Source organism: Sphingomonas silueang (assembly GCF_040049155.1).
Lineage (GTDB): Bacteria > Pseudomonadota > Alphaproteobacteria > Sphingomonadales > Sphingomonadaceae > Sphingomonas > Sphingomonas silueang.
The window spans coordinates 40,696-66,750 of the sequence record NZ_JBDZDK010000021.1 but is presented as its reverse complement, the minus strand read 5'-3'; the positions used below and the strand labels follow the sequence as shown (position 1 = coordinate 66,750).

Below are 26,055 nucleotides of genomic sequence, written 5' to 3'. Positions count from 1 at the left end.
GCTCCCCCACCCGGCCACCCACAGCGTATCCTGAATGGGTGGCCGGGTGGGGGAGCGGGCCGGTACCGCCCTGATCCGGCTTTGCTGGATCAGACCCTAGCAGCATGCCCGCATGCGGAACATCGATTTTTGATATTGCGGTGCGCGCGGTGGGGCGCGGCGCGGAACGCCCGCGTCCACCGCTTCGTTGTCGGATTATCCAGCCCTGTGAAGGGCATCGCCGGGATCTCCGCTTCATGTTGCAGGCCGCCGCCCCCCGTCCCGAAACTGCCGTCCCCGATCCCGCGCCGGTCGCGGCGGCGCTGGCGGGCGTGGTCGCCGATCGGTCGCTGCTGTTCGTCGCCGCCGACGACACCCGCGCCGCCGCGATCGCCGCCGTCCTGCACGCGATCGCACCCGATGCGGCGGTCGTGTACCTGCCCGCCAGCGACGCGCTGCCCGGCGACGACGCGCCCGCATCGCCCGCCAATGCCGGGGCGCGGGTGGCGGCGCTGCGCCGGTTGCGGATCGCAGGCGGTGACGGGCGACCCGTCGCCTGCATCACCGCCGCCGAGGCGACCGCGCTGCGGATCGCCGCGCCGGACGCATTCGACAGCGCGCCGCCGGTGCTGCGTCTTGGCGACCCGCTCGACGCAGCAGACGTGGCGTCCCGCGCCGCCGATCTCGGCTATGTCGTCGACGACCGGGTGGACGAACCGGGCGAGGTGGCGGTGCGCGGCGCGGTGATCGACATCTTTCCCGCCGACGCGCCGTGCCCGATCCGCATCACGCTGGAGGACGGCCGGATCGCCGCGATCCGCAGCTATGATCCGGTGACGCAGCGCGGCGACGCCGACCTCGCATCGGTGACGATCGGCCGCGCCGCCGAACCGGCGGGGGCGGGCGGCGTGTCGCTGCTCGACCATCTGCCCGATGCCGCCGTCGCGATGGACCCGGCAGTGCCCGAGCGCCGCGCCCGCTTCCTCGCGCTGGCGCAGGACGCCACCCGACGCCGTCGCCGAGGAAGCGAGACGCTGAGCGACGAAGGCACCTGGGAGGAGGCGTGGGCGGGGCACGACCCGATCGACCTGCCGCCCGCCGTCGAGGCCCCGCCGCGATTCGTGACGGGTAAGGCCCCGGCACGGGCGTTCGGCAAGTTCGCGCGCGGCGTGCTGGCCGACGGGCGGCTGGTGCTGGCGGGCAGTCCGCGCGACCTGCGGTTCCTTGCGCGGAAGCTGGCGGCGCTGGGGCGCACCGATCCGCAGCCGATCGCGTCGTGGGACGCGGCGGTGCGCGCGAAGCCGGGCAGCGCGATGCTGCTGACCGCGCCGATCGATCGCGGGTTCGTGGCGGACGGCGTGACCGTGGTCGCGGGCGGCGACCTGCTGGGGGGACGCGCGCGTGGCGACGAGCTGGCGGCGAACGCCACCAACCCCCTGTTCGCCGAGGCGGGAGAACTGCGCATCGGCGACGTGGTGGTGCACGAGGATTTCGGGCTGGGCCGCGTCGTCGGGCTGGAGCCGCTGCCGGGCGAGGCGGGCGGCGACGCGATCGTGCTGGAATATGCCAAGGGCGCACGGCGGCTGGTGCCGGTGGACGAGGCGGATCGCATCTGGCGCTATGGCGCGGAGGGCGACGGGGTGACGCTCGACGCGCTCGACGGGTCGAGCTGGCAGAAGCGGCGCGGCGCGATCGACGCCGCCATCGCCGAAAGCGCGCGCGAACTGACCGCGCTCGCCGCGGAACGCGATGCCCGCAAGGTCGAACCGATCAGGGCCGATGTCGCGGCGTACGAGCGCTTCGCCGCCGGGTTCGCCTTTACCGAAACCCCCGATCAGGCCCGCGCCATCGCGGCGGTCGCGCACGACCTCGCCTCGGGCAGGCCGATGGACCGGCTGGTGATCGGCGACGTCGGCTATGGCAAGACCGAGGTGGCGTTGCGCGCCGCGGCGATCGTCGCGCTGGCCGGGCGGCAGGTGGCGATCGCCGCGCCGACGACGGTGCTCGCCCGCCAGCATCTCGACACCTTCGCCCGCCGCTTCGCGGGCACCGGCATCGCGGTCGCGGGCCTGTCCCGCCTGTCGGGCGCGGCGGAGAAGAAGCGGGTCAAGGCGGGCCTTGCCGACGGATCGATCCGCGTCGTGATCGGCACGCAGGCGGTGGCGGGCAAGGGGGTCGCCTATCACGACCTCGCGCTGGTGGTGATCGACGAGGAACAGCGCTTCGGCGCGGCGGACAAGGCGAAGCTGCGGGATTTGAGCGATCACGTCATGACGCTGTCGGCCACGCCGATCCCGCGCACATTGCAGGCGGCGCTGGTCGGGTTGCAGCAGCTGTCGGTCATCGCCACGCCGCCCGCCCGGCGTCAACCGATCCGCACCGGCGTCGCCGCGTTCGACGATACGACGGTGCGCACCGCGCTGCTGCGCGAGCGCACGCGCGGCGGGCAGAGCTTCGTCGTCGTGCCCCGCATCGAGGATATCGCCCCGCTGGAGGCGCGGCTGCGCAGGCTGGCCCCCGAACTCGGGCTGGTGGTGGCGCACGGCAGGATGCCGCCCGCCGAGATCGACGAGGCGATGGTCGGCTTCGCCGGCGGCGACGGCGACGTGCTGCTGGCGACCAACATCATCGAGGCGGGGCTGGACGTGCCGCGCGCCAACACGATGATTGTCCACCACGCCGACCGCTTCGGCCTGTCGCAGCTGCACCAGTTGCGCGGGCGGGTGGGACGCGGCGGGCGGCGGGGGCAGGTGTTGCTGACCACCGATCCCGATGCGACGATCGCCGAATCGACGCTGAAGCGGCTGCGCACGCTGCAGGCGTTCGACCGGCTGGGTGCCGGGTTCGCGATCAGCGCCCGCGACCTCGACCTGCGCGGTGCGGGCGATCTGGTCGGCGAGGCGCAGGCCGGGCACATGAAGCTGATCGGCATCGACCTGTATCAGTATCTGCTCGAACGCGCGCTGCGGGCCGCGCGGGGCGACAGCGTCGAGCGCTGGGTGCCCGAGCTGCATCTGGGGCTGGCCGGCTGCCTGCCCGAGGCATGGATACCTGAAACCGGGGTGCGGCTGATGCTCTATGGGCGTCTCGCCCGGATCGAGGATGCGGGCGCGCTCGATGCGTTCGAGGAGGAGCTGGAGGATCGCTTCGGTGCGCTGCCTGAGGAGGCCCGGCTGTTGATCGATCTGGCGCGGGTGCGGCTGCTGGCCTGCGCGGCAGGGGTGGCGAAGGTCGATGCCGGGCCTGCGGCGATCGCGCTGACGCCGCGTTCGGGCGTGGCGCTGGCGGCGGTCGAGGGGCTGGTCGAGAAGGGCGGCCGCTGGCTGCTGGCCGAGCGGATCGAGGATGCGGGCGTGCGAGTGGCGCGGGTGCGTGAGGTGCTGGAGGTACTCGCGGAGTAGGGAGAAGGTCGTTTCACGCGGAGGCGCGGAGGCGCAGGCGACCGGCCGTCCCGTCGTCATTCCCGCGAAGGCGGGAATCCATAGACGCTGACGACCGGCAGGGCACGAGACGTCGGCGGTTATGGGCTCCCGCCTGCGCGGGAGCTACGATAGTGGGCGGGGCATCGCGCAGCCGCCAAGCCTTGCACTGCTCGCTCTCGGGAGACGGCAACCAACCGGGCCCCTTGGCGCAACAAACCATCTCTGCGCCTCCTCGTGAAACCAGCCTTCTTGCCGCCCGACCCATAGCTGCTACGTCTGGGCCATGGCGAAAGCGATCTTCATCACCGGCGGCGGCTCCGGCATCGGTCGCGTCGTCGCGCAGTTCTTCGCCGCACGCGGCTGGCGGATCGGGATCGCCGATCGCAACCCCGAAGGGCTGGCGGAGACCGCAGCATCGCTGCCGCACGGCGCCGAAACCTATGCCTTCGACGTGACCGATTCCCCCGCGTGGGACGACGCGCTCGCCCGCTTCGCGACCGGCGGCACGATCGACGTGGTGTTCAACAATGCGGGAATCGCGGCGGGCGGCAGCTTCGCGCAGATCGACGCGGTGACGATCGAACGGGTGGTGGCGGTGAACCTGACCGGCGTGCTCTTCGGCGCGCGGGCGGCGCATGCCCATCTGAAGGCCAGCGGCGGCTGCCTGCTCAACATGGCGTCGGCGGCGGGCATCTACGGCACTGCCGGGGCCGCGCTCTATTCGGCGACCAAGTTCGGGGTGCGCGGCCTGACCGAGGCGCTGGACGCCGAATGGGCCGCCGACGGCATCCGCGTCGCCGCGCTGATGCCCGGTTTCATCGATACGCCGCTGCTGGGCGGGACGCTCACCGGCACGAACCACAGCATCCGCGAACAGGTTGTCGCGGGTGGGCTGGAGTTCACCCCGCTCCCGGTCGTCGCGCAGGCGGCATGGGATGCGGTGCATGGCCGCGACGTGCTGGTGCCGGTCGGGCCGACCGCGCGGCGGATGCGCTTCGCCGCGCGCTGGCTGCCCGGACGGCTCCGGGCGCAGATGCGCGCGCGGGTCCGCTGACCCCCTACTCGACCAGCGCGTCGATCGCCTGCGCCATGTCGATGTCGCGCTCCGACAGCCCGCCCGCGTCGTGCGTCGTCAGCAGGATATCGACCCGGTTGTAGATGTTGGACCATTCGGGGTGATGGTCGGCCTTTTCCGCCAGCAGCGCGACCTGCGTCATGAACGCGAACGCCTGGCTGAAATTATCGAAGGTGAAGCTGCGCACGATCGCATCGCGCGCGATATCGTGGTCCCAGTCGGGCAACCCGTCCAGCGCATCGGCGCGTTCGGCCTGGCTCAGTGGCTCCATAACCCCTCCCTTGAATCCCCTGCTGCCCTGCGCCTATGCCCAAGGCCATGAACGATCAAGCGCGAACAGCCCCGAGTGCGGCCGAGATGGAGGCGCTGGCGCGCGCCGCGCTGGCCCGCATCCCCGAACCCTTTGCGCAGCACCTGTCCAACGTCGTGCTGCTGGTCGAGGAATTCGCCGACGACGCGACGCTGGCCGAGATGGAGATGGACCCGTACGAGCTGACCGGCCTGTATCGCGGGCGCCCGATCGGCGAGAAATCGGCGTTCGATCCGGTGGATTACCCCGAGGAGATCCACCTCTATCGCCAGCCCTTGCTGGCCGAATGGTGCGAGACCGGCGTCGATCTGCACGACCTGATCCGGCATGTCGTGGTGCATGAGGTCGGCCATCATTTCGACCTGTCCGACGACGACATGCACGCGCTGGAGGACGGCGATTGACCCTGCTCGCCTTTGCCGGGGTCGAGGGCGCGCGGGGCGGGCGGACGCTGTTCGCCGACCTGTCGTTCACCCTCGCGCCCGGCGGGGCGCTGCTGGTGCGTGGGGCCAATGGCGCGGGCAAGTCGACGCTGGTGCGTATCGCCGCCGGACTGCTCGCGCCCGCCGCCGGACGGGTGACGCGCGGCGGGCGGTTGGCGCTGCTGGGCGAGGGGGCGGCGCTGGACCCTGAACTGCCGCTGGCGCGGGCGCTCGGCTTCTGGGCGGCGATCGACGGGACGCGGGATCGACTGGCGGGCGCGCTGGCCGCGGTCGGACTCGACCGGCTCGGCGACGTGCCGGTGCGGATGCTGTCCACCGGGCAGAAGCGCCGTGCCGCGATCGCGCGAGTCATCGCCGCGGATGCGCCGCTGTGGCTGCTCGACGAACCGGCCAATGGCCTCGACACGGAGTCGCTGGCGGCGCTGGAGGCGGCGATCGCCACGCACCGCGCGGGCGGCGGCGCGGTGCTGGTCGCCAGCCATGTGCCGGTCGCCTTGGGCGATGCGCAGGCGATCGCGCTGTGATCGCGCTGACCTTGCGCGAACTGCGCCGCGCGTGGAGCGGGGGCGGGGTGCTGCTGCCGGTCGCCTTCTTCCTGCTGGTCGCGACGCTGTTCCCCTTCGCGATCGGGCCGGATGCGGCGTTGCTGGCGCGGGTGGGGGGCGGCGTCGCCTGGGCGGCGGCGCTGCTCGCCGCGCTGCTCCCGGTCGAGCGGCTGGTCGCGCCCGACATGGAGAGCGGGGTGATCGACCAGCTCGTCGCGCGCGGGTGGAGCGAGATCGCCGTCGCGCTCGCCAAGACGGTCGGCCACTGGCTGGGCTTCGCGCCTGCGATCCTTGGCTCGGCGCTGCTGTCGGCGGCGCTGCTGGGGTTCGACCTGCCGACCTTGCTGCTGGTGCTGGCGGGGCTGGCGATCGGGACGCCGGGGCTGGCGGCGCTGTCGGTCGCCACCGCCGCGCTGGTCGCAGGACTGCGCGGCGGGGGCGCGGTGGCGGGGCTGGTGATGCTGCCGCTGGCGCTGCCGCTGGTGATCTTCGGCGCGGGCGCGCTCGGCGGCGGGCCGGGGGCGCTCAAGTTGCTGGGCGCGACCAGCCTGTTGCTGTGCATCGGCGGGCCGGTGGTCGCGGGAATGGCGATGAAGCTGGGGCGGACCTGATCCTCCCCGGTCCGGGGAGGAGTTTCAGGCGCTACGCCACCGCGCGAAGATCGCGGTCGGCAGCGCCAGCCCGCGCGTCTCCTCGCGCACGCCCAGTTCGCCGCATTCCACCACGCCGCCCAATTGCCCAAGCGACTGGCGCAGCAGCTCGCCGATCGCCAGCGCCGACATGCGCACCGCATAGACGGTCAGGAACAGGAAGCGCGATTCGCTGTCCAGCAGCTTCGCGCAATCGGCGATGAGCCCCGGAAGATGCTCCTCCAGCTTCCACACCTCGCCGTTCGGCCCGCGCCCCCATTTGGGCGGGTCGAGGATGATCCCGTCATAGCGCCGCCCGCGCCGCACCTCGCGCGCGACGAACTTGCCCGCATCCTCGACCAGCCAGCGCACCGGCCGGTCGGTCATGCCCGACAGCTGGGCATTGGCGCGCGCCTGCTCGACCGATTTCTTGGACGCATCGACATGGACGACGCGCGCGCCGCTCGCCGCCAGCGCGAGGCTGCCGACGCCGGTATAGCCGAACAGGTTGAGGCATTCGGGATCGCTCGCCCCGTCCAGCCTCGCGCGCATCCAGTCCCACACCGGGGCCATGTCGGGAAAGAAGCCGAGATGGCGGAACGGCGTGTTGCTCGCCGAGAAGCGCACCTCGCGCCATGCGAGCGGCCAGTCGCGCGGCGGTTGCCGGACGAACTGCCAGCGCCCGCCACCGTCCTCATCCGATCCCGGCACGAACTCGCCGTGTGCGTCCCAGTCGGGCAGGGCCGGGGCCCACATCGCCTGCGGCTCGGGGCGGATGAAGCGATAGGGGCCGTAGCGCTCCAGCTTGCGCCCATGGCCGCTGTCGATCAGGCCATAGTCCCCCCACGGCTCGCCAATAAGCGCGATCGGGTCCATCAGCCGCGCGGGCTTGCGTGGCTTGCGATCCATGCCGTCACCGCATCGAACGTCGCCGGCAGGGTGACATAGCGTTCCTCGCGCTCGAACAGGTCGCCGACCCGACCGGGCAGCGTCGCGCGGGTGCCGATCGCGCGTTCGACCGCATCGGGGAATTTGGCGGGATGGGCGGTCGCCAGCGTCACCATCGGCGCATCGATCCCGCTGTCGAGCGCCGCCGCCAGCGCGATGGCGGTATGCGGGTCGATGGTCTGCGCGGCATGATCGCATGCCCAGCGCATCGCCTGCGCCATGCGGTCGCCATCCACCCGCGCGCTCCGGAACAGCGTGGCGGCACCCTGCGACTGGGCATTGGTCAGCCGCATCGCGCGCGTGCCCTCGAATCCGCGCATCTGTTCGCCCAGCGCCCGCCCGTCGCGCCCGCCCAGATCGTGCAGCAGCCGCTCGAAGTTCGAGCTGACCTGGATATCCATCGACGGGGTGGCGGTCGGCGTCACCTGCGCGCTCGAATAGTCGCCGGTGGACAGCGCGCGGTGGAGGATGTCGTTGACGTTGGTCGCCACGATCAGCTTCGCGATCGGCAGCCCCATGCGCGATGCGACATAGCCCGCGAACACGTCGCCGAAATTGCCGGTCGGCACCGAAAAGGCGATTGCCCGGTCCGGCCCGCCCAGCCGCACGGCGGCGTAGAAATAATAGACCACCTGCGCCATCAGCCGCGCCCAGTTGATCGAATTCACCGCCGACAGCCGGAACCGCGTCGAAAAGCCCGGATCGTTGAACATCGCCTTGACCAGCGCCTGCGCGGTATCGAAGTCGCCTTCGATCGCGATGTTGTGGACGTTGGGGCTGAGCACCGTCGTCATCTGCCGCCGCTGCACGTCCGACACGCGGCTCGCGGGGTGCAGCATGAAGATGTCGATGTTCTCGCGCCCCGCCACCGCATCGATCGCTGCCGATCCGGTGTCGCCGCTGGTGGCACCGACGATCGTCAGCCGCTCGCTGGTGCCGATCAGGAACTTCTCGAACAACAGGCCCAGCAGTTGCAGCGCCACGTCCTTGAACGCGAGGGTGGGGCCGTGGAACAGCTCCAGCAGCCACTGGTCGTGGTCGAGCTGGACCAGCGGCGTCACCGCCCTGTGGCTGAAGCGGCCATAGGCTTGCTCGCACAGGCCACGCAGTTCGGCTTCGGTCAGCGACGTGCCGACGAAGGGCAGCATCACCCGCACCGCCGTCTCGGCATAGCTCAGCCCGGCCAGCGCGGCGATCTCGTCCCGCGACAGCACCGGCCATTCGGTCGGGACATAGAGCCCGCCGTCGCTCGCCAAACCGGCGAGCGTCGCGCCCGCGAAATCGAGTTCGGGCGCATCGCCCCTGGTGCTGACATACCGCATGGGGTGCGCGGTTAGCGGCTGCGGCGGCGAAGTGCCAGCAAGTATATGATGGCCGCGGCCAAGGCGAAGGCGAACCACTGGATCGCATAGGCCAGATGATTGTCGGGCAGGCCGGCCGGATCGGGCCGCTTCGACGGCTTGAGGCCGGGGGCGGGGGTGTCCGACACGATCAGGGTCGCAGGGGGCACGTCACGCCCGGTCAACCGGTCGAGCAGCGTCGGCCCGCCCTGCCGGCTGAGCGTGCCCGCCACCGGACCGCCGTTCCATGCCGGGCGCAGCCGGGGATCGGCGGCGACGCCTAGGTCGACGCCGAACGCCTGGCCCTCGGGGCTGCGGCAATGGCGGATGTGGCGATAGCCGGCGGTGCCGTCCTCCGCCCGGCCCGCCGCCATCGTCCAGTCGCCGGGCGTGGCGCAGGTCGCGGTGACGCGGGCGAACAGCAGGTCGTCGTCGATGTGCGACGGCAGCGGCATCGGCGGACGGTTCAGGTTGGCGCGGGCATGGGCGACCAATGCCGACTTCTGCTCGCGCCGCTGCAACTGCCACAGCCCCAGCGCGACCATCGCCGCGACGGCGAGTGCTACGATCAGCGTCGGGAGGATCGGCAACCGCCGCGTCATCGCGGGTCGATCCGGCCTTCGCGCGCGGCGTTGCGGACCTCGAGCGCGAGCAGCATGCCCTTGGCGATCCTGAGCGATCCGACGACCCCGCCGATGGTCAGCGGCACCCACAGCAGCGCATGGACCCACCACGGCGGCCCCACCGCCAGTTCCAGCCAGATGGCGAGGATGGTGATGATCGTGCCGATGCCCAGCGTCAGGAACGCCGCCGGACCGTCGCCGACGTTCAGCCCCGCGAAATCGAGGCCGCACACGCCGCAGCGCGGGGCGAAGGCGATGACGCCGGTGAACAACGTCCGCGATCCGCAGCGCGGGCACAATCCGCGCGCACCGCAGGTAAAGGGCGCAGGCGGCGCCGCGCCCTCCGGTGCCACCTCAGCCGCCGTGGATCGGCGCGCCCCAGCCGCCCCAGACATAGACGACGACGAACAGGAACAGCCACACCACGTCGACGAAGTGCCAGTACCACGCCGCCGCCTCGAAGCCGAAATGCTGCTTCGGCGTGAAGTCGCCCTTGTACGCACGGATCAGGTTGACCGCGAGAAACACCGTGCCGACGAACACGTGGAAGCCGTGGAACCCCGTTGCCATGTAGAAGGCGGCGCCATAGTTCAGCCCCTTGAACGGCATGGGCGCATGGACATACTCGTAGATCTGGATGCACGAGAACAGCGCGCCGAGCAGGACGGTCAGCCACAGTCCCTTCTTGACGCCGTCGTTCTCGCCGACGCCGATCGCGCCCCACAGCCCCTTCAGCCTGCCGCCGCGCTGGTTGTGGATCAATGCGTGATGCGCCCAGGTGACGGTCGTGCCCGACAGCAGCAGGATGAAGGTGTTGAGCAGCGGCAGTTCAAAGGCGTTGAGCACCTCGAGCCCCGCCGGGGGCCATTGCGCGGCGACGGCGGTGTTGCCCGCCTCGATCAGCGAGACGCCTTCTTCATGGTTGTACTGGATCGCGGCGGGGAACAGCGAGAAGTCGAACCACGACCAGAACCAGCCGACGAAGAACATCACCTCGGAGGCGATGAACAGGATCATGCCGTAGCGCAGGTGGAGCTGCACCACCGGCGTATGATCCCCCGCATGCGATTCGCGGATCACATCGGCCCACCAGAAGCCCATGCAGGCCAGCGTCGCGATCAGCCCGGCCCCGAACACGAGGCCGCCCAGCGGCGCCTCGTTCATCCACATCACCCCGCCGGCCGCCAGCATGAACGCCGACAGCGAACTGGCCAGCGGCCAGATGCTGGGCGGCAGGATGTGGAAATCATGGTTCTTCGCGCCTGCCATCATCCGTCCCTTGTCTCGCCGCCCCTTGCGCCGGAGCGTGTTTGGTCATGACCCTAGCCCGTCGCCTTGGCCGAATCCACCGGGTAAAATGTGTAACTCAGCGTGATGGCGCGAATGTCCTTCGCGTCCGGATCGGCCAGCATCTTCGGATCGACGAAGAACACCACCGGCATCCGCACCTTCTCGCCCGGTTGCAGCGTCTGCTGGGTGAAGCAGAAGCACTGGATCTTGGTGAAATATTTGCCCGCCTGGCTCGGCGTGACGTTGAAGGTGGCGGTGCCGGTGACGGGACGGCCCGATACGTTCTTCGCGGTGAAGAACGCCATGTCGCGCGCGCCGATATCGACCGTCTCCGACGCGCGCTCGGGCTTGAATTCCCAGCCGAGCGCGGGGTTGGTGTTGGCGTCGAAATGGATCGCGATCCGGTCCCCCACGCCGCCGGGTGCCTGCTGCCCCCGCTGGGTGGTGCCGTTGAACCCCGTCACCTGGCAGAACATCCGATAGAGCGGCACGCTGGCGAACCCCACCCCGGTCATGCCGACCACGGCGGCGGCGGAGAGCAGCGCGGTGCGCAGGTTGCGGGTCATGTGCCCAGCCCCGCCTGGATCTTGACGATGCTGATCGCGAACAGCAGCACCACGAAGCCGCCGAGGATCCACGCCATCACCCTGGCCCGTTCGCGCTGGCGTGCGCGGATGCGATCGTCGTCCTGTCCCATCAGAAGGCCCAGCGATCGGCGACCAGCGCGCCGAACATCGCGAAGAGATAGAGGATCGAATAGCCGAACAGGCGCTTCTCGGGCTTCATCCGGTCTTCGGCTTGCGTGCTGCGGGTCGCGACCTGCGCCGCCATCGCCCCGAACACGACCGTCAGCACGATCGATACCAGCCCGTAGCAGGCACCGGTCAGCCCCAGCGGCCATGGTGCCACCGCCACCGCCGCCATCGGCAGCGTGTACAGCCCGATCTGCTGCCGCGTGGTCCGCTCGCCCGCCACCACCGGGAGCATCGGCACGCCCGCATTGGCGTAATCGGTCTTCACGAACAGCGCCAAGGCCCAGAAATGCGGCGGGGTCCACAGGAACACCAGCGCGAACAGCAAGAAGGGGAGCAGCGCGACCTCACCCGTCGCCGCCGCCCAGCCGATCAGCGGCGGAAACGCGCCCGCCGCCCCGCCGATGACGATGTTCTGCGGCGTGCGGCGCTTCAGCCACACGGTATAGACCAGCACGTAGAACAGGATCGAAACGCACAGGATCGCGGCGGCGGGCAGGTTCACCGCCAGCCCCATCAGCACGACCGAGAAGATGGCGAGGCCGACGCCGAAATGCAGCGCCGACTGCCGGTCCATGCGCCCGGCGGGCAGCGGACGGCCCTGCGTCCGCTTCATCAGCGCATCGAGATCGGCCTCGTACCACTGGTTGAGCGCACCCGCCGCACCCGCGCCCAGCGCGATGCACAGCACGGCGGTGAAGCCCAGCACCGGGTGGATCGTCACCGGTGCGGCGAGCATCCCGCACAGCCCGGTGAACACCACCAGCGTCATCACGCGCGGCTTGGTCAGGGCAAGGAAGTCGCGCCAGTCGGCGGGCAGGGTGAGCGTCTGCGCGGTCATCGCCCCCGTATAGGCGCTTGTGGGCGTGGGGGAAAGCGGCGTGCGGCGTATCCCCATCATCCGTCATCCCGGCGCAGGCCGGGATCCATCGACAGGCGACGGTCGCGAAGGAATCGACAACGCCCGACACAACGGATTCCGGCCTGCGCCGGAATGACGGAGGGTGCCTGGCTAACGGTTTACCGGAACCTGCCCGAGAGCGAGACGCCGACGATCCGCGGGTCGTTGAACACCGCCGCCATGTAGTTCTCGATCACGCCCTTCAGGTTCTTCTCGTTGGTGATGTTGCGCGCGAACACCGACAGCTCCCATGCATCCGACGGCGGGGCATAGCCGATGCGCAGGCCACCCTCGAAGTTGCCGTTCGCAGTGAACTCCTTGGTCCGGTACAGCACGAACTGGGTATAGCCCTGAAGATTCCAGTCGGTGGCGATGAACGCGCGACCGCCGTTGCCGAGCGGCTGGTCCCAGCGCGCGGTCAGGTCGACGGTATATTCGGGCGCGTTGGGCAGCGGCTCGCCGTCGATCTGCGCGAACACGTTGCTGCCGACGCGGATCGTCGGGTTCTCGACGGTGCACACCACCTGCCCGTTCAGCGCGCAGACCTGTGCGTACACCCGCTTGTCGCGGATCGCCGAATGCAGCCAGCTGCCGCCGAGACCCAGCGTCAGCTGCGGCACCGGCTTCCAGTCCAGCTCGGCCTCGACGCCGTACGCCTGCGCCTTGTCGGCGTTGAAGAGCACGCCGTTGCCGTTGGAATCATTGCCGTTGAGCTGGATGTCCTTCACCCGGTAGCCGAACACCGTGGCGTTCAGCCGCAGCGTGTTGTCGAGCAGGTTGCTCTTGAACCCGGTCTCGAACGACAGGATCGTCTCCGAATCGGCGGTGGTGAAATCGGCGTTGAACACCGCCGAGCGGCCCTGGATCGTCGGCCCGCGAAAACCGCGCGCGACGCGCGAATAGAGGCTCAGCGCATCGCTCGCCTTGTACAGCAGGCTCACGTCCCAGCTCGGCTCGGTCGACGTCAGCTCGACTTCGGTGCGCCCGCGATAGGTGACGACGTTCGCCGCCGTGTTCGCGGTCTTGAGCAGGCGGGTGCGCTTCTTATCCTCGGTGATGCGGCCGCCGGCGGTGAGGGTCAGCCGGTCGGTGAGATCGTAATGCGCCTGCCCGAACGCCGCCCATGACGTGTTCACGTCGCGCAGGCGCACCCAGTTGTTGGGGTTGCGTGCCGCCGTCGTCAGGAAGAAGCCGCGCTGGTAGAATTCGGTCACGTCGCGGTTGTCGAAATAGAAGCCGCCGAGCTGGAAGCCGAACGGCCCGCTGCCGGTGGTGGCGAGGCGCAGCTCCTGCGACCATTGGTCGAGGTCGCGGATGTTGCCGCGGCTCTGGCCGAAGCCGTTGGCCACGCCGTTCACCGGGAACAGCGCGGCGGCACCGCCGTCGGTATCGCCGCGGCTGTATCCCTCGGTCGTCTCGTACGCGGTGATCGAGGTCAGCGCGACCGGCCCGAAATCCAGCGTCGCCCGCGCCGATGCGCCATAGGTATTGTACGCCTGCGGATTATTGGCCCCTTCGTCCAGCGCGATGCGGTCGCGCGGTTCGGCCGACACGTCGTTCGACCCACGCTTCAGCGCCGCGCGGTGGAACACGGTCGAGGTGCCCGCATACCAGCGGGCGTGGCCCGACAGGTCGACGGTCAGCGCGTCGAACGGGCGCGCGCGCAGTTGCAGGCGCAGGTTGCGGTCGTCGAAGCCGCCCATCGCGTCCTTCTTGGGCGTCTGCGTGCCGTCGGCGCTGAACCCGGCATAGCGGTTGTCGATCCAGTCGTCGCGGTGCTGGACCAGCGCCGACAGCCGCATCGACAGCCCGTCGGCGACCGGCCCGCCGACGCCCGCATCGAAGCTGGCGCTGTTGTACGTCCCGTACGACGCCTGCGCGCGGCTCTGGAAGGTGTCGGAGGGGCGGATGGTGTCGAACTTGATGATGCCCGCCGTCGTGTTGCGCCCGAACAGCGACCCTTGCGGCCCGCGCAGCACTTCCACCTGGGCCACGTCATAGACCGGGTTCGACTTCAGCACGACATGCTCGAGGATCACATCGTCCTGGATGATCGTGACCGGCTGCGACGCGCCGAGGTAGAAGTCGATGTTGCCGAGACCCCGGATATAGAAGCGCGGGAAGATGCGGCCCGTCGTCGTCTCGGCATAGAGGCCGGGGATGCGGCCCGAGAGCGAGAGCAGCGTATCCTCGCCGCCCGCCTGGAACTGGCGCAGGTCGTCGCCGCTCGCCACGCCGACCGATACCGGCACGTCCTGCAACCGTTCCTCGCGGCGTTCGGCGGTGACGACGATGTCGCCCAGCTGCGGCGCATCGGCGCTCGCCGCGGGCGGGTTGGCGGCGGTCTGCGCCGCGGCGGGCGCGGCAAGCGCGACGAGTGCGGCGCCGACGAGCAGCGGCAAACGGTTCTTCATTGGTGGTCCTTCCCTCTACACGAGGGACGCGCCCGCCCGCCGGCGATCCCCCGATCGCATGGGCGGCGGACGACGGCGGCGCATCCCCTCGGCCGCGCCCGCTAGGGCCGGGATATGTCCGAACCGTGACGCCCCTATCGATTGGCGACGGCTGTTGCCCGATTGCCACGGGCGGCGCGGATCAGGCCGGGTTGTGCGCCTTGAGAAAGGCGGTCATCTCCTGAAGGAACTGCAACCGGTCCTCGCCGCGCGAGAAGAAATGGTCGGCGAGCGGCTGTTCGACATAGCGGTGCGGCTTGCCCGCCTTCTTCAGCTCGGCGACCAGCATCCGCGACTGGGCGACCGGCACCCGCTTGTCGAGCTTGCCGTGCACGATCAGGATCGGCGTGGAGAAGTCGGCGGCGTGGAAGCGCGGCGAGATGGCGTTGAAGTCCGGGGCCTGGGTCTTCAGCCAGTCGCCGATCGTCCGCCCGTTCAGGAACTGGCTGTCATAGCGCCGCAGCGCCGCCATGTCGGACACTCCGGCATAGGAGATCGCGCAGCGATAGCGCGACCCGTCGCGCTGCGCCGCGCGCATCGCCGCATAGCCGCCATAGGAACCGCCGACCATGCACACCCGCCGGGGATCGGCGATCCCCTGCCTGGCCAGATAGGTGACTGCGTCGTTCAGGTCGTCCTGCATCTTCAGGCCCCATTCGCCCGCGCCCTTCCTGGCGAAGGCGGTGCCATAGCCCGACGATCCGCGGTAATTGGGCTGGATCACGACATAGCCCATCTCCGCCAGATATTGCGCCCACCAGTCCCAGCCCTCGCTGTCGCGGGCGAAGGGGCCGCCGTGCGGCATCACGATCAGCGGCAGGTTCTTCTGTCCGGCGCGGTGGCGCGGCATCGTCAGCACCGCCTCGATCGACAGGCCGTCGCGCGCCGGATAGCGGATGGTGCTGACGGCCGACAGGCGGCGCGCCTGGAGCGAGTTGCTGTTCCACGCGATACGCTCCATCTTCGCGCCCGCGCTGTTCCAGTAATAGAGCGCGCCGGGCTGCGACGGTGCGCCGACCTCGATCAGGAAACGGTCGCGCGCCCGGTCCCACGACACGATCCGCGCGCGCCGGTCGCCGACCGCCCTGTCGATGTCGTCCTGCAGTTCCTTCATCTTGGGATCGAACCAGACGTGGCGACGGAAGCGATCGGTCAGCGCCACGCCCGCCGCATCGTTCTCGGTCGCATTTTCGACGATCGAAACGACGTCATATCCCTCGATCCCGTACAGCTTCCTGCCGAGCTTGAGGTCGGGCAGCGTGACCTCATAGACCGAGGTGAAGCCGTCCTCGTCGTCGATCGCGATCGCCGTTCCGTCGGCGCGGAAGGTGACGGGGATGGTGATGGGGATGGTGATCCCGTCCTCGTCGCGCCGGACGCGCCGGGCGATCGGGCGGAACTCCTCGCGGTTGTTCGCGCGGTAGAGCAGCGAGGCGGCGCGGGTGGTGTCGTTATACTGGTATGCGGCGCGCACCTGCCCCTCGCCGTCGGCATACCAGTTGCGCACGTTGTTGCGCCCGGCGGCGACCTTGCGCGACTTGCCGGTCGATACGTCGACCTCGAACACGGCGGGGTCGAAATCCTCCAGCCGCTCGATCCCCGTCTGGCGCGACAGCAGGATGCGCGGGCTGCCGTCGTGCGCGACCCACAGCACGTCGTCGGCATACAGGCCCGACCTGTCCCAGTCGATGCGGTTGGTCGTCCGGAAATCGGCGCTGACCCCGATCGTCCGGGTGACATAGACTTCTTCGCCGAAGATCGTCTGCTGCGCGCCCAGGCCGACCACCAGCCAGTCGTCGTTGACCCAGCGCCACCAGTTGATGTCGGTATTCTCGGGCGTGCCGAGGAAGCCCGGCTTCTTGCCGCCGAACAGCGGGGTGACGGTCAGCACCTGGCGGCCCTGCACCGCCTGTTTCGACACGACCATCTCGCCGTTGGGCGACAGCTGGGGCGACTCGATCGCGGGCAGTTGCGCGAACACCTCGATCGGGACAGGGGCGGCGGGATCGGGGGCGGGTGCGGGCGTCTGTGCGGGCAGGGTGGTCGCGGCGGCGGCCAGCGCCAGTGCAATGGTCCGGTACGAAATCACGTCGATGCCCCCAGTTTCACCGGGGGCGGGGAAGGGCGGGCGTCCCCCGACGCCCGGCTCGATCCCGACATGCGCATCGCCCCCGCTGCGCATGTCGGCATAGTATCCGCCGCGCGGCGCGGTGCAAGCCGTTCAGCCCACGCCGCCGCCCGCCAGTGCGGTCAGCAGCAGCAGCGCGACGATGTTGGTGATCTTGATCATCGGATTGACCGCCGGGCCCGCCGTATCCTTGTACGGATCGCCCACGGTATCGCCGGTGACGGCGGCCTTGTGCGCGTCCGATCCCTTGCCGCCGTGGTTGCCGTCCTCGATGTACTTCTTGGCATTGTCCCACGCGCCGCCGCCGCTGGTCATCGAGATGGCGACGAACAGCCCGGAGACGATGACGCCCAGCAGCATCGCGCCCAGCGCCGCGAACCCCTGCGCCTGTCCCGCCACCGCGGTCACGAGGAAATAGACCGCGATCGGCGAGAGCACCGGCAGCAGCGAGGGCACGATCATCTCGCGGATCGCGGCGCGGGTGACGATGTCGACGGTGCGGCCATATTGCGGGCGGCTGGTGCCCGCCATGATGCCGGGATCGGCGGCGAACTGCGCGCGCACGTCCTCCACCACCGATCCCGCCGCGCGGCCGACCGCCGTCATGCCGAACGCGCCGAAGAGATAGGGGAGCAGCGCGCCCAGCAGCAGCCCGACGATGACGTACGGGTTGGACAGCGAGAAATCGACGGTCAGGTCGGGGAAGAACAGCTTCAGGTCGGTGGTGTACGCCCCGAACAGCACCAGCGCGGCGAGCGCGGCGGAGCCGATCGCATAGCCCTTCGTCACCGCCTTGGTCGTGTTGCCGACCGCGTCGAGCGCGTCGGTGCGGTGGCGCACCTCGTCCGGCAGGTTCGCCATCTCGGCGATGCCGCCCGCATTGTCGGTGACGGGGCCGTAGGCGTCGAGCGCCACGACCATGCCCGCCAGCGCCAGCAGCGCGGTGGCGGCGAACGCCACGCCGATGATCCCGGCGAGCTGATAGGCGGCGACGACCGCGACGACGATCACCAGCGTCGGCAGCGCGGTCGATTCGAGGCTGATCGCCAACCCCTGGATCACGTTGGTGCCATGGCCGGTGACGCTGGCGCGCGCGATCGACTTGACCGGGCGATAGGCGGTGCCGGTGTAATATTCGGTGATCCACACCAGCGCGGCGGTGACGCCGAGGCCGATCATCATGCACCAGAACAGGTCCATGCCGGTGAAGCTCTGGCCCGCGACCGGGGCCTGTGCGCCCAGCGCCCCTTCCACGGTCAGCGTGTCGCCGCCGGGATCGAGGAACCCCGCCCCGCCGATCACCGCGTTCAGATCGCCCAGCGCATAGCTGCACGCGACATAGATGGCGGGGACGGCGAGCAGCGCGGTGGTCCAGAACCCCTTGTACAGCGCGCCCATGATCGATTGCTTCGCGCCCAGCCGGACCATGTAGGTGCCGATGATCGACGTGACGATGCACACCCCGCCGACGATCAGCGGCAGCGCCATCAGCCGCAGCAGCTCCGCGGGCGGGGCCTGCACCAGCAGCGCGATCGACACCATCGTCAGGCCGATGGTGACGACATAGGTCTCGAACAGGTCGGCGGCCATCCCTGCGCAGTCGCCGACGTTGTCGCCCACATTGTCGGCGATGACCGCCGGGTTGCGGGGGTCGTCCTCGGGGATGCCCGCCTCGACCTTGCCGACGAGGTCCGCGCCGACGTCCGCCGCCTTGGTGAAGATGCCGCCGCCGAGCCGCGCGAAGATCGAGATCAGCGACGCGCCGAAGGCGAGCGCGGTCAGCACCTCGACCACCTCGCGGTCGCCGGGGCCATGGCCTGCCACCGCGACGAGGTACCAGAACACGCCGGCGATCGCGATCAGCCCCAGTCCCGCGACCAGCATGCCGGTGATCGCGCCCGAGCGGAAGGCGAGGGTCAGGCCGCCCTGCAACGAGGTCCGCGCCGCCTCGGCGGTGCGGACGTTGGCGCGCACCGAAATCTCCATGCCGACATATCCCGCAACGCCCGACAGGATCGCCCCGATCAGGAAGCCGACCGTGGACAGCGGCCCCAATGTCGGGAACAGCAGGATGGCGACGATGACGCCGACGATCGCGATCGTGCGATACTGCCGCCCGAGATAGGCCTTGGCCCCCTCCTGGATCGCCGAGGCGATGTCCTGCATCCGTTCGTTGCCGGGCGACGCGCGCAGCACCTGCGCGGCGGTGAGTGCGCCATAGAGCACGGCGATGATGCCGCACGCGATGGCGAGATAGACGATCGTCATACGTTCCAACCCCTCCCAAGTGGGGCCGCCCGGCTGTGTCGTCGGGTCGAACCCTGAAGCGACGGCAGCTTATGCCGATGGATGGGGGAGGCAAGGGCGGAATTGATCCTCCCCGGCACGGGGAGGGGGACCGCGCCCGCAGGGCGTTATGGCGGGGGATCGCCGCGAACGCGACGGTTGCGTGTGCGGACGCCCCCCTCCACCATGCTGCGCATGGTCCCCCTCCCCGTGCCGGGGAGGATCTAGCCGTGGAGCCAGCCGAGGCGTTCGGGCAGGGAAACCGTGTGGTCGCCGTCCGTCAGCGACAGCCCCTCACCCGCCATAAACCACCCGACCCGCGTCGCGGCGACCGGCGGCACCTCGCCCTGCGGCAACGCGAACAGCAGTTCGTAGTCGTCGCCTGCCGTCGCCGCCTGCAACGCATCAACGCCGTACGCCCGCAGCGCGTCCGACAGCGGCACCTGCGCCAGATCGATCGTCACCGCGCACCCGCTCGCCGTCGCCATGCGGGCGGCATCGATCAGCAGCCCGTCGGACACGTCCATCATCGCGCTGACATGGCCCGCCAAGGCCCGTCCCTCCGCCAGCCGGGGGACAGGGCGGCGATAGCGTGCCAGCAGGTGCGCCGGACCCGCCGCCCCTTGCGCGATCGCGAGGCCCGCGCCCGCATCACCGATCGTCCCCGTCACCCACAGCGCATCGACCGCCCGCGCCCCGCCCCGGCGCGGGGCGGCGGCGCTGCGTCCGATCGCGGTCAGCGACAGCATGCGCGGCGCGCCGGGCGGCAGCCGCACCGTGTCGCCGCCCAGCAGCGGGCAGGCGAAGGTCCGCAGCACCATGTCCAGCCCGGTCAGGAACGCCCGGTCCCAGCCGTCGTCGCCGATCGGATAGCCGAGCATCGCCCCCACCGGCACCGCCCCCTTGGCGGCAAGGTCCGACAGGTTGGTCGCGACCAGCTTCCACGCCACGTCCGCCGGGGGATCGTCGGGCAGGAAATGCACCCCCGCGACGATCATGTCCTTGGTCAGCACGAGGTCGCCCAGATGCGCCGCATCGTCGGCCAGCCCCAGCGCGCCGGGATGGAGCGGCAGGCGGCGCAGCGCGGCGATGAACTCGGCTTCGGTCATGGCGCCCGTGTTGCGCGAGCGAGCACCCCCAAGTAAAGCCCGCGAGCCCATGACCGATCCCATCATCATCGCCGTGCCCAAGGGGCGCATCCTCGACGAAGCCATGCCGCTGCTGGCGCGGGCAGGCGTCGTCCCCGAAGCGGCGTTCGGCGATCCCGACAGCCGGGCGCTGCGCTTCCGCACCGACCGCGCCGACATCGACCTGATCCGGGTGCGCGCGTTCGACGTGGCGACCTTCGTCGCGCATGGCGCGGCGCAACTGGGCATCGTCGGGTCGGACGTACTCGCCGAGTTCGACTATTCGGAACTGTACGCGCCGGTCGATCTGAAGATCGGCCATTGCCGCATCTCGGTCGCCGAACCTGCCGCCATGGCCGAGCGGGACGATCCGCGCGGGTGGAGCCATGTGCGCATCGCCACCAAATATCCCTATACCACCCGCCGCCACTTCGCCGCGCGGGGGGTGCAGGCGGAATGCGTCAAGCTGAACGGCGCGATGGAGCTGGCCCCGGTGCTGGGCCTCGCCCCGCGCATCGTCGACCTGGTGTCGTCGGGGCGGACGCTGAAGGAGAACGGCCTCGTGGAAGTCGAAACCATCGCCGAGGTGACGTCGCGCCTCGTCGTCAACCGCGCGGCGTTCAAGACCCGGCCGCAGGTCGTGCCGCTGGTCGAGGCGTTCCGCCGGGCGGTGGCGGCATGATCCGGCTGGATGCGGGCGCGCCGGGCTTCGCCGCCGACTTCACCGCGCTGGTCGAGGGACGGCGCGAGGCCGATAGCGATGTCGCGCGCGACGTGGCGGCGATCCTGCGCGCGGTGCGCGAGGAGGGCGACGCGGCGGTGCGCGCCTTTACCGAGAAATTCGACGGCCATGACCCGGACGCGACCGGCTGGCGGATCGAGCGCGCGACGTGCGACGCGGCGCTGGCCGGGCTGGACCCCGAACTGCGTGCAGCGCTGGAACTCGCGCACGACCGGATCGCCGCCTATCACGCGAAGCAGCGCCCGGAGGACCGCGACGAGGTGGACGCGGCGGGCGTGCGGCTGGGCGCGCGGTGGAGCGCGGTGGCGGCGGCGGGGGTCTATGTGCCCGGCGGTCGTGCGGCCTATCCCTCGTCGGTGCTGATGAACGTCGTGCCCGCGAAGGTCGCCGGGGTCGGGCGGATCGTGATGGTCACGCCCACGCCAAAGGGTGAGGTCAACCCGCTGGTGCTGGCCGCCGCGGCGCTGGCAGGCGTGGACGAGGTGTGGCGCATCGGCGGGGCGCAGGCGGTGGCGGCGCTGGCGTACGGCACCGACCGGATCGGCGCGGTCGATGTCGTGACCGGCCCTGGCAACGCCTGGGTCGCGGAGGCCAAGCGCCAGCTGTACGGCGTGGTCGGCATCGACATGGTGGCCGGGCCGTCCGAGATCGTCGTCGTGGCCGACGGGCGGAACGACCCGGCATGGATCGCCGCCGACCTGCTGAGCCAGGCCGAGCACGACCCGACCAGCCAGTCGATCCTGTTCACCGACGACGCCGCCTTTGCCGATGCGGTGGCGCAGGCGGTGGATGCCCAGATCGCCGAACTGGCGACGGCGCAGGTCGCGCGGGCGAGCTGGGATGCGAACGGGGCGATCGTGCTGGTCCCGACGCTGGCCGATGCGATGCCGCTGGTCGACCGGCTGGCGCCCGAGCATCTCGAACTGGCGGTGGACGATCCCGAGCCGCTGTTCGGCCAGGTCCGCAACGCCGGGTCGGTATTCCTCGGGCGGTACACGCCCGAGGCGGTCGGCGATTATGTCGCGGGGCCGAACCATGTGCTGCCGACCGGGCGGCGGGCGCGCTTCGCCTCGGGGCTGTCGGTGCTGGATTACATGAAGCGGACCAGCTTCCTCGGGCTCGACCGGGCGGCGTTGCAGCGGATCGGCCCGGCGGCGGTGACGCTGGCGGGGGCGGAGGGGCTGCCCGCACATGCGAAGTCGGTGGCGGTCAGGCTCGACGCGCCGGGCAAGGCGTAGCGAAGCAGCGCCGCGCCCCAAGGCGCGTCCGGCCGGCGGGGCTGCCAGCCCCGACCGACGACGCGGGCTTCGCCCGCGGCTCCCCCCGATTCGCCTCCCGAAGTTTACAAACTTTACACTAACGCCGGGTTTCGCGCCGTCGTGCGCGCGCGCCCCGCCGGACCGATCTTCGTCGGCCAGCCTGACACACCACCGCCGCTGTAGGAAAGCCCGTTCAACCCCCCTCGACTTCGCACGGCCCGCGCGGCTAGGGGGATGGCCATATGAACACGAAGAACTCCCGCCCGCGCGGTGCCCGTCAGGCCCGCGCCGCCGCCCGCCTTGCCGCGGTGCAGGCGCTGTACCAGCACGACATGGAAGCGACCCCGATCCCCGCGCTGCTCCACGAGTTCCACCAGCACCGGCTGGGCGCGACGATCGAGGAGGTCGAATATGCCGAGGCCGACGTCCATTTCTTCGACGATGTGGTCAAGGGCGTCGATGCCCGCCGCGACGAGATCGACGCGCTGATCGCGTCCAAGCTGTCGAGCGGGTGGACGATCGAGCGGCTGGACAAGCCGATGCGCCAGATCCTGCGCGCGGGCACCTATGAACTGCTCGCCCGGCCCGACGTGCCGGTGGCGGCGGTGATCAGCGAATATCTCGACGTGGCCGACGCCTTCTACGACCGGCGCGAGAAGGGGTTCGTCAACGGCCTGCTCGACGCGGTGGCGAAGGTGGTGCGGGGATGACGAAGCGGGGGGCTCGCCTCCCCCCGTTCGTCCCGAGCGAAGTCGAGGGACGTGCCGCACGTACCGCGCCCGGTGTCTCGACTGCGCTCGACACGAACGATGGGGGATGGTTTCCCTGCATCGGCATCCGTTGACCCGAACCGATGGCACGCTGCTGCTACCGCACGAACGCCAGCGCCGCGACCGCCAGCATCGCCAGCAGCCCCACGCAGAGATAGCGCAGCGGCCGCCAGCGGATCAGCAGGTACAGCGCCGCCACGATCCCCGCCGCGGTCAGCAGCAGCAGCGCCAGCCCCTGCACCATGCCGGTACCGATGCCGTTGCCCGCGGGATCGCTGTCGGTGATGCGGGTGTTCAGCCCGATCGCGCCTGCGATCGCGCACCAGCCGGTCAGCGCCCACATGCCCCAGGTGAGCGGCGCGGGTCGCCACCACGGGCCGGGGGCGGGGTCGCTCACGGATAGCTGACCGTCTTGGGGATTTCGGGGATGGGGATGAATTCCGCCGCATCGCCCGGCACCTTGGGAAAGCGGCCCGCCTTCCAGTCGGCCTTCGCCTGATCGATCCGGTCGCGGCGCGACGACACGAAATTCCACCAGACGTGACGCGGGGTCGTGAACGCCTCGCCGCCGCACAGCATCACCCGCGCGCCGCCTGACGAGCGCAGCGTAGCGGCGATGCCGGGGCGCAGGACGTAGAGCGTCATCGGTTCGAGGCCCACGCCGTCCAATGCCGCATCGCCGTGCGTCAGGTAGAGCGCGCGCTCGTCCGCACCTGCGTCGATGGGGATCGCCCCACCCGCATCGAGCACGATATCGGCATAGATGGTCGCGGCATATTGCGTCGTCGGCGCGGACACGCCCCACAGATCGCCCATCACCACCCGCGCGCTGGCCCCGCCGCCGGTGACGATCGGCAGCCGGTCCGCCTCGACATGCTCGAACGCGGGGTCCATTTCCTCCTGCGCCTCGGGCACCGCCAGCCACGTCTGGATGCCCGAGAGCAGCGGACCGCCCGCGCGCTCGTCGTCCGGGGATCGTTCCGAATGGACGATGCCGTGCCCTGCCGTCATCAGATTGACCGCGCCCGGCTCGATCCGGGCATGGGTGCCCAGCGAGTCGCGATGGTCGATCGCCCCGCCGAACAGATAGGTGACGGTGGCGAGGTTGATGTGCGGATGCGGGCGCACGTCGATGCCCTGACCCGGATCGAGTTCCGCCGGGCCCATCTGGTCGAAGAAGATGAACGGGCCGACCATCGTCCGCGTCCGGGTCGGCAGGGTGCGATGGACCTTGAACCCGCCGAGGTCGTGCGTGACCGGCGCGATCGTCTGGAGGAAGAAGCGGTCGTTTTCCATCAGTCGGCGTCCAGTTCGGGATAGTGGCGGAAGATGCCGTCGTTGTTGAACGGCAAACGCCGGTCGCTGGCAAGATAGTGTGCGATTCCCGGCAGTTCGCGCACCCGGTCGTGCAGCGCGACCAGCGCGGGCACCTCGCGTTCGAGGGCCGCCATCCGCCGGGGAAAGGCATAGCGCAGCCCCGCGACGAGCTGGAACAGCGAGGTGTCGACATAGGTCCAGCGATGGTCGATCGCCCAAGGCCCGGCGTGGCCGGTGATCGCATCCTCGAAATAGCCGAGGAATTTGGGCAGGCGTTCCTCGCGGAACTGCCGCGCGGCGCGCGCCGCCTCGGCACGTTGTTCGTGATACCAGGCGCCGACCGCGACCGGGTGGTGCACATCGTGCACCTCCGCCACCAGATCGGCGATGGTCAGCTGCAACTGGTTCGCCCACAGCCGGTCGCGCATGTTGGAGAGCGCAAGGTCGTGGCGCTCGCCCAGATATTGCAGGATGCCCGCGACCTGCGCGATCACCAGCCCGTCGAGTTCGAGGAACGGCGGGGCGAAGGGGGCGCGGGCAGCCTCTGCCATGCGCCGTTGCATCGCCGCGACGCCCTGTTCGCGGGCGCAGTCGACATAGTCGATCCCGGCCCCTTCGAGCGCGAGGCGGACGAATTCGCCGCGCCCCTGGATCGTCGGCCAGTACCACAGGCGATAGGTCAAGCATTCTCTCCCGGTGCGCGGGCGCGGATCGCCAGCGCGTGTATCCGGGTGGCCAATAGGTCGGCGAGCGCGCGGTTGACCAGCCGTTGCCGCGCGACCCGCGACTGGCCCGCGAACGCCGCCGCCGCGATATCGACCGAGAAATGCGATTCGCCGGTGCCGTCGTCGCCCATGTGCCCGGCGTGATGATGGCTGTCGTTGGTGACGGTCAGCGACACGGGATCGAGCGCGGCGCGCAGGCGGTCGGCGATGATATCGGCAAGGGGGGTGCGGGGCGGAGCGGTGGTGCTGTCGGTCATGCCCCCTTATATAGTCGCTTTTGCCAAAGGGAGTCGCGTGGCGCGCGAGAAGATCAGCAAGGACCGCCCCGGTGCCCGGTTCCACGGGCGGGTGGAAGCGAACGGGCGGCGGTGCGAGGCGCCGGGCTGCGACGCGGCGGGCGAGTTCCGCGCGCCGCGCCGCGACGGCGGGGGGCAGGGCGACGGCCCGAACGCCTATCGCTGGTTCTGCCTCGACCATGTCCGCGCGTTCAACGCGGGCTACAACTATTTCGCGGGGATGACCGCCGAGGAGATCCACGACGCGCAACGCCCCTATGCCGGGTGGGAGCGCGAGACGCGGGCGTTCGCCCGGAACGGCGCCGATCCGGCCCCGGCGTGGAGCGACTTCGCCGATCCGCTCGACGCGATCGGCGCGACGATCCGCGGGCGCGCGGCGGCACGCGCCGCCGGGCGCGCGGAGCGGCAGGACGGGCGTCCGCTGTCGCCGGCGGATCGCTCCGCGCTGAAGGTCATGGGGCTGGCGGTCGATGCCGACCGGACGCATCTGCGCAAACGCTATTCGGAACTGGTCCGCCGGTTCCACCCCGACCGCAACGGCGGCGACCGCAGCCACGAGGCGGCGTTGCAGAAGGTGATCGCGGCGTATCAGCAGCTCAAGGGGTCGCGCGCCTTCGCCTGACACGACGACGCCCGCCCCGTCGGGTGACGGAGCGGGCGTTGCACCTAGGGTCTGATCCGCTCACGCGGATGCG

General features: G+C 70.3%; 26 protein-coding genes. 9 read left to right on the top strand and 17 right to left on the bottom strand.

The window, feature by feature from the left end; all coding sequences use genetic code 11:
* Positions 1-236: 236 nt before the first annotated feature.
* Positions 237-3,380: a DEAD/DEAH box helicase gene (locus ABLE43_RS16925; protein ID WP_348979559.1), complete on the top strand. Its 3,144-nt coding sequence runs from the start codon at positions 237-239 to the stop codon at positions 3,378-3,380.
* 304 nt (positions 3,381-3,684) lie between these two features.
* Entirely contained in the window at positions 3,685-4,455 is a 771-nt protein-coding gene (locus ABLE43_RS16920; protein ID WP_348979558.1) for an SDR family oxidoreductase, read from the top strand.
* A gap of 4 nt (positions 4,456-4,459) precedes the next feature.
* Here the strand turns inward: ABLE43_RS16920 and ABLE43_RS16915 are convergent, their stop codons facing one another.
* Positions 4,460-4,747: a 4a-hydroxytetrahydrobiopterin dehydratase gene (locus ABLE43_RS16915; RefSeq protein WP_348979557.1), complete on the bottom strand. Its 288-nt coding sequence runs from the start codon at positions 4,745-4,747 to the stop codon at positions 4,460-4,462.
* A gap of 47 nt (positions 4,748-4,794) precedes the next feature.
* Between ABLE43_RS16915 and ABLE43_RS16910 the strand changes: the two genes are divergently transcribed.
* From ABLE43_RS16910 to ABLE43_RS16900, 3 genes are read left to right on the top strand one after another with little or no spacing between them, the layout of a single operon-like run.
* On the top strand, positions 4,795-5,190 hold the full coding sequence (locus ABLE43_RS16910) for a metallopeptidase family protein (protein ID WP_348979556.1): 396 nt from the start codon (positions 4,795-4,797) through the stop codon (positions 5,188-5,190).
* A complete protein-coding gene (gene ccmA / locus ABLE43_RS16905) occupies positions 5,187-5,753 on the top strand; it encodes a heme ABC exporter ATP-binding protein CcmA (protein WP_348979555.1) in 567 nt (188 codons plus the stop codon). The genes ABLE43_RS16910 and ccmA overlap by 4 nt, the downstream gene beginning before the upstream one ends.
* Positions 5,750-6,385, top strand: a complete 636-nt coding sequence (locus tag ABLE43_RS16900; RefSeq protein WP_348979554.1) for a heme exporter protein CcmB — start codon at positions 5,750-5,752, stop codon at positions 6,383-6,385. Before ccmA ends, ABLE43_RS16900 begins: the two co-directional genes overlap by 4 nt.
* 24 nt (positions 6,386-6,409) lie before the next feature.
* Here the strand turns inward: ABLE43_RS16900 and ABLE43_RS16895 are convergent, their stop codons facing one another.
* The 12 genes from ABLE43_RS16895 to thiL form a co-directional block, all read right to left on the bottom strand.
* Complete coding sequence (locus tag ABLE43_RS16895; RefSeq protein WP_348979561.1) at positions 6,410-7,279, bottom strand: class I SAM-dependent methyltransferase; 870 nt, start codon at positions 7,277-7,279, stop codon at positions 6,410-6,412.
* Entirely contained in the window at positions 7,279-8,673 is a 1,395-nt protein-coding gene (thrC, locus tag ABLE43_RS16890) for a threonine synthase (RefSeq protein WP_348979553.1), read from the bottom strand. The genes ABLE43_RS16895 and thrC overlap by 1 nt, the downstream gene beginning before the upstream one ends.
* Positions 8,674-8,684: 11 nt before the next feature.
* On the bottom strand, positions 8,685-9,293 hold the full coding sequence (locus tag ABLE43_RS16885) for an SURF1 family protein (RefSeq protein ID WP_348979552.1): 609 nt from the start codon (positions 9,291-9,293) through the stop codon (positions 8,685-8,687).
* The gene (locus ABLE43_RS16880) at positions 9,290-9,709 is read right to left on the bottom strand and encodes a DUF983 domain-containing protein (protein WP_425475284.1); all 420 of its coding nucleotides are present in this window, start codon (positions 9,707-9,709) and stop codon (positions 9,290-9,292) included. The genes ABLE43_RS16885 and ABLE43_RS16880 overlap by 4 nt, the downstream gene beginning before the upstream one ends.
* Positions 9,669-10,583 (bottom strand): cytochrome c oxidase subunit 3, encoded by a 915-nt coding sequence (locus ABLE43_RS16875; RefSeq protein ID WP_348979550.1) that lies wholly within the window; start codon positions 10,581-10,583, stop codon positions 9,669-9,671. The genes ABLE43_RS16880 and ABLE43_RS16875 overlap by 41 nt, the downstream gene beginning before the upstream one ends.
* A 53-nt stretch (positions 10,584-10,636) precedes the next feature.
* A complete protein-coding gene (locus tag ABLE43_RS16870; protein WP_348979549.1) occupies positions 10,637-11,170 on the bottom strand; it encodes a cytochrome c oxidase assembly protein in 534 nt (177 codons plus the stop codon).
* Positions 11,167-11,301 (bottom strand): hypothetical protein, encoded by a 135-nt coding sequence (locus ABLE43_RS16865; protein ID WP_348979548.1) that lies wholly within the window; start codon positions 11,299-11,301, stop codon positions 11,167-11,169. The genes ABLE43_RS16870 and ABLE43_RS16865 overlap by 4 nt, the downstream gene beginning before the upstream one ends.
* Positions 11,301-12,197: a heme o synthase gene (locus tag ABLE43_RS16860; RefSeq protein WP_348979560.1), complete on the bottom strand. Its 897-nt coding sequence runs from the start codon at positions 12,195-12,197 to the stop codon at positions 11,301-11,303. The genes ABLE43_RS16865 and ABLE43_RS16860 overlap by 1 nt, the downstream gene beginning before the upstream one ends.
* Positions 12,198-12,376: 179 nt before the next feature.
* Entirely contained in the window at positions 12,377-14,671 is a 2,295-nt protein-coding gene (locus tag ABLE43_RS16855) for a TonB-dependent receptor (RefSeq protein WP_348979547.1), read from the bottom strand.
* Between the two features lie 181 nt (positions 14,672-14,852).
* Positions 14,853-16,892 carry a prolyl oligopeptidase family serine peptidase gene (locus ABLE43_RS16850; RefSeq protein WP_348979546.1) on the bottom strand — a complete coding sequence of 680 codons (2,040 nt, stop codon included), beginning with the start codon at positions 16,890-16,892 and terminating at the stop codon, positions 14,853-14,855.
* A 39-nt stretch (positions 16,893-16,931) separates the two neighbouring features.
* On the bottom strand, positions 16,932-19,106 hold the full coding sequence (locus ABLE43_RS16845; protein ID WP_348979545.1) for a sodium-translocating pyrophosphatase: 2,175 nt from the start codon (positions 19,104-19,106) through the stop codon (positions 16,932-16,934).
* Between the two features lie 242 nt (positions 19,107-19,348).
* Positions 19,349-20,233, bottom strand: a complete 885-nt coding sequence (thiL, locus tag ABLE43_RS16840) for a thiamine-phosphate kinase (protein ID WP_348979544.1) — start codon at positions 20,231-20,233, stop codon at positions 19,349-19,351.
* 49 nt (positions 20,234-20,282) lie between these two features.
* Here thiL and hisG point away from each other — a divergent pair, with 49 nt between their 5' ends.
* The 3 genes from hisG (at position 20,283) to nusB (ending at position 22,962) form a co-directional block, all read left to right on the top strand.
* Positions 20,283-20,933 carry an ATP phosphoribosyltransferase gene (gene hisG / locus ABLE43_RS16835; protein WP_348979543.1) on the top strand — a complete coding sequence of 217 codons (651 nt, stop codon included), beginning with the start codon at positions 20,283-20,285 and terminating at the stop codon, positions 20,931-20,933.
* Positions 20,930-22,231 (top strand): histidinol dehydrogenase, encoded by a 1,302-nt coding sequence (gene hisD / locus ABLE43_RS16830; RefSeq protein ID WP_348979542.1) that lies wholly within the window; start codon positions 20,930-20,932, stop codon positions 22,229-22,231. The genes hisG and hisD overlap by 4 nt, the downstream gene beginning before the upstream one ends.
* 263 nt (positions 22,232-22,494) lie before the next feature.
* Positions 22,495-22,962 carry a transcription antitermination factor NusB gene (gene nusB / locus ABLE43_RS16825; RefSeq protein WP_348979541.1) on the top strand — a complete coding sequence of 156 codons (468 nt, stop codon included), beginning with the start codon at positions 22,495-22,497 and terminating at the stop codon, positions 22,960-22,962.
* 157 nt (positions 22,963-23,119) lie between these two features.
* Here the strand turns inward: nusB and ABLE43_RS16820 are convergent, their stop codons facing one another.
* From ABLE43_RS16820 to ABLE43_RS16805, 4 genes are read right to left on the bottom strand one after another with little or no spacing between them, the layout of a single operon-like run.
* Positions 23,120-23,419: a hypothetical protein gene (locus ABLE43_RS16820; RefSeq protein WP_348979540.1), complete on the bottom strand. Its 300-nt coding sequence runs from the start codon at positions 23,417-23,419 to the stop codon at positions 23,120-23,122.
* Positions 23,416-24,318, bottom strand: coding sequence for a pirin family protein (locus ABLE43_RS16815; RefSeq protein WP_348979539.1), 903 nt, complete (start codon positions 24,316-24,318; stop codon positions 23,416-23,418). The genes ABLE43_RS16820 and ABLE43_RS16815 overlap by 4 nt, the downstream gene beginning before the upstream one ends.
* On the bottom strand, positions 24,318-25,022 hold the full coding sequence (locus ABLE43_RS16810; RefSeq protein ID WP_348979538.1) for a glutathione S-transferase: 705 nt from the start codon (positions 25,020-25,022) through the stop codon (positions 24,318-24,320). The genes ABLE43_RS16815 and ABLE43_RS16810 overlap by 1 nt, the downstream gene beginning before the upstream one ends.
* Positions 25,019-25,321 carry a BolA family protein gene (locus ABLE43_RS16805; protein WP_348979537.1) on the bottom strand — a complete coding sequence of 101 codons (303 nt, stop codon included), beginning with the start codon at positions 25,319-25,321 and terminating at the stop codon, positions 25,019-25,021. Before ABLE43_RS16805 ends, ABLE43_RS16810 begins: the two co-directional genes overlap by 4 nt.
* 37 nt (positions 25,322-25,358) lie before the next feature.
* Between ABLE43_RS16805 and ABLE43_RS16800 the strand changes: the two genes are divergently transcribed.
* The gene (locus ABLE43_RS16800; protein WP_348979536.1) at positions 25,359-25,982 is read left to right on the top strand and encodes a J domain-containing protein; all 624 of its coding nucleotides are present in this window, start codon (positions 25,359-25,361) and stop codon (positions 25,980-25,982) included.
* Positions 25,983-26,055: the final 73 nt, after the last annotated feature.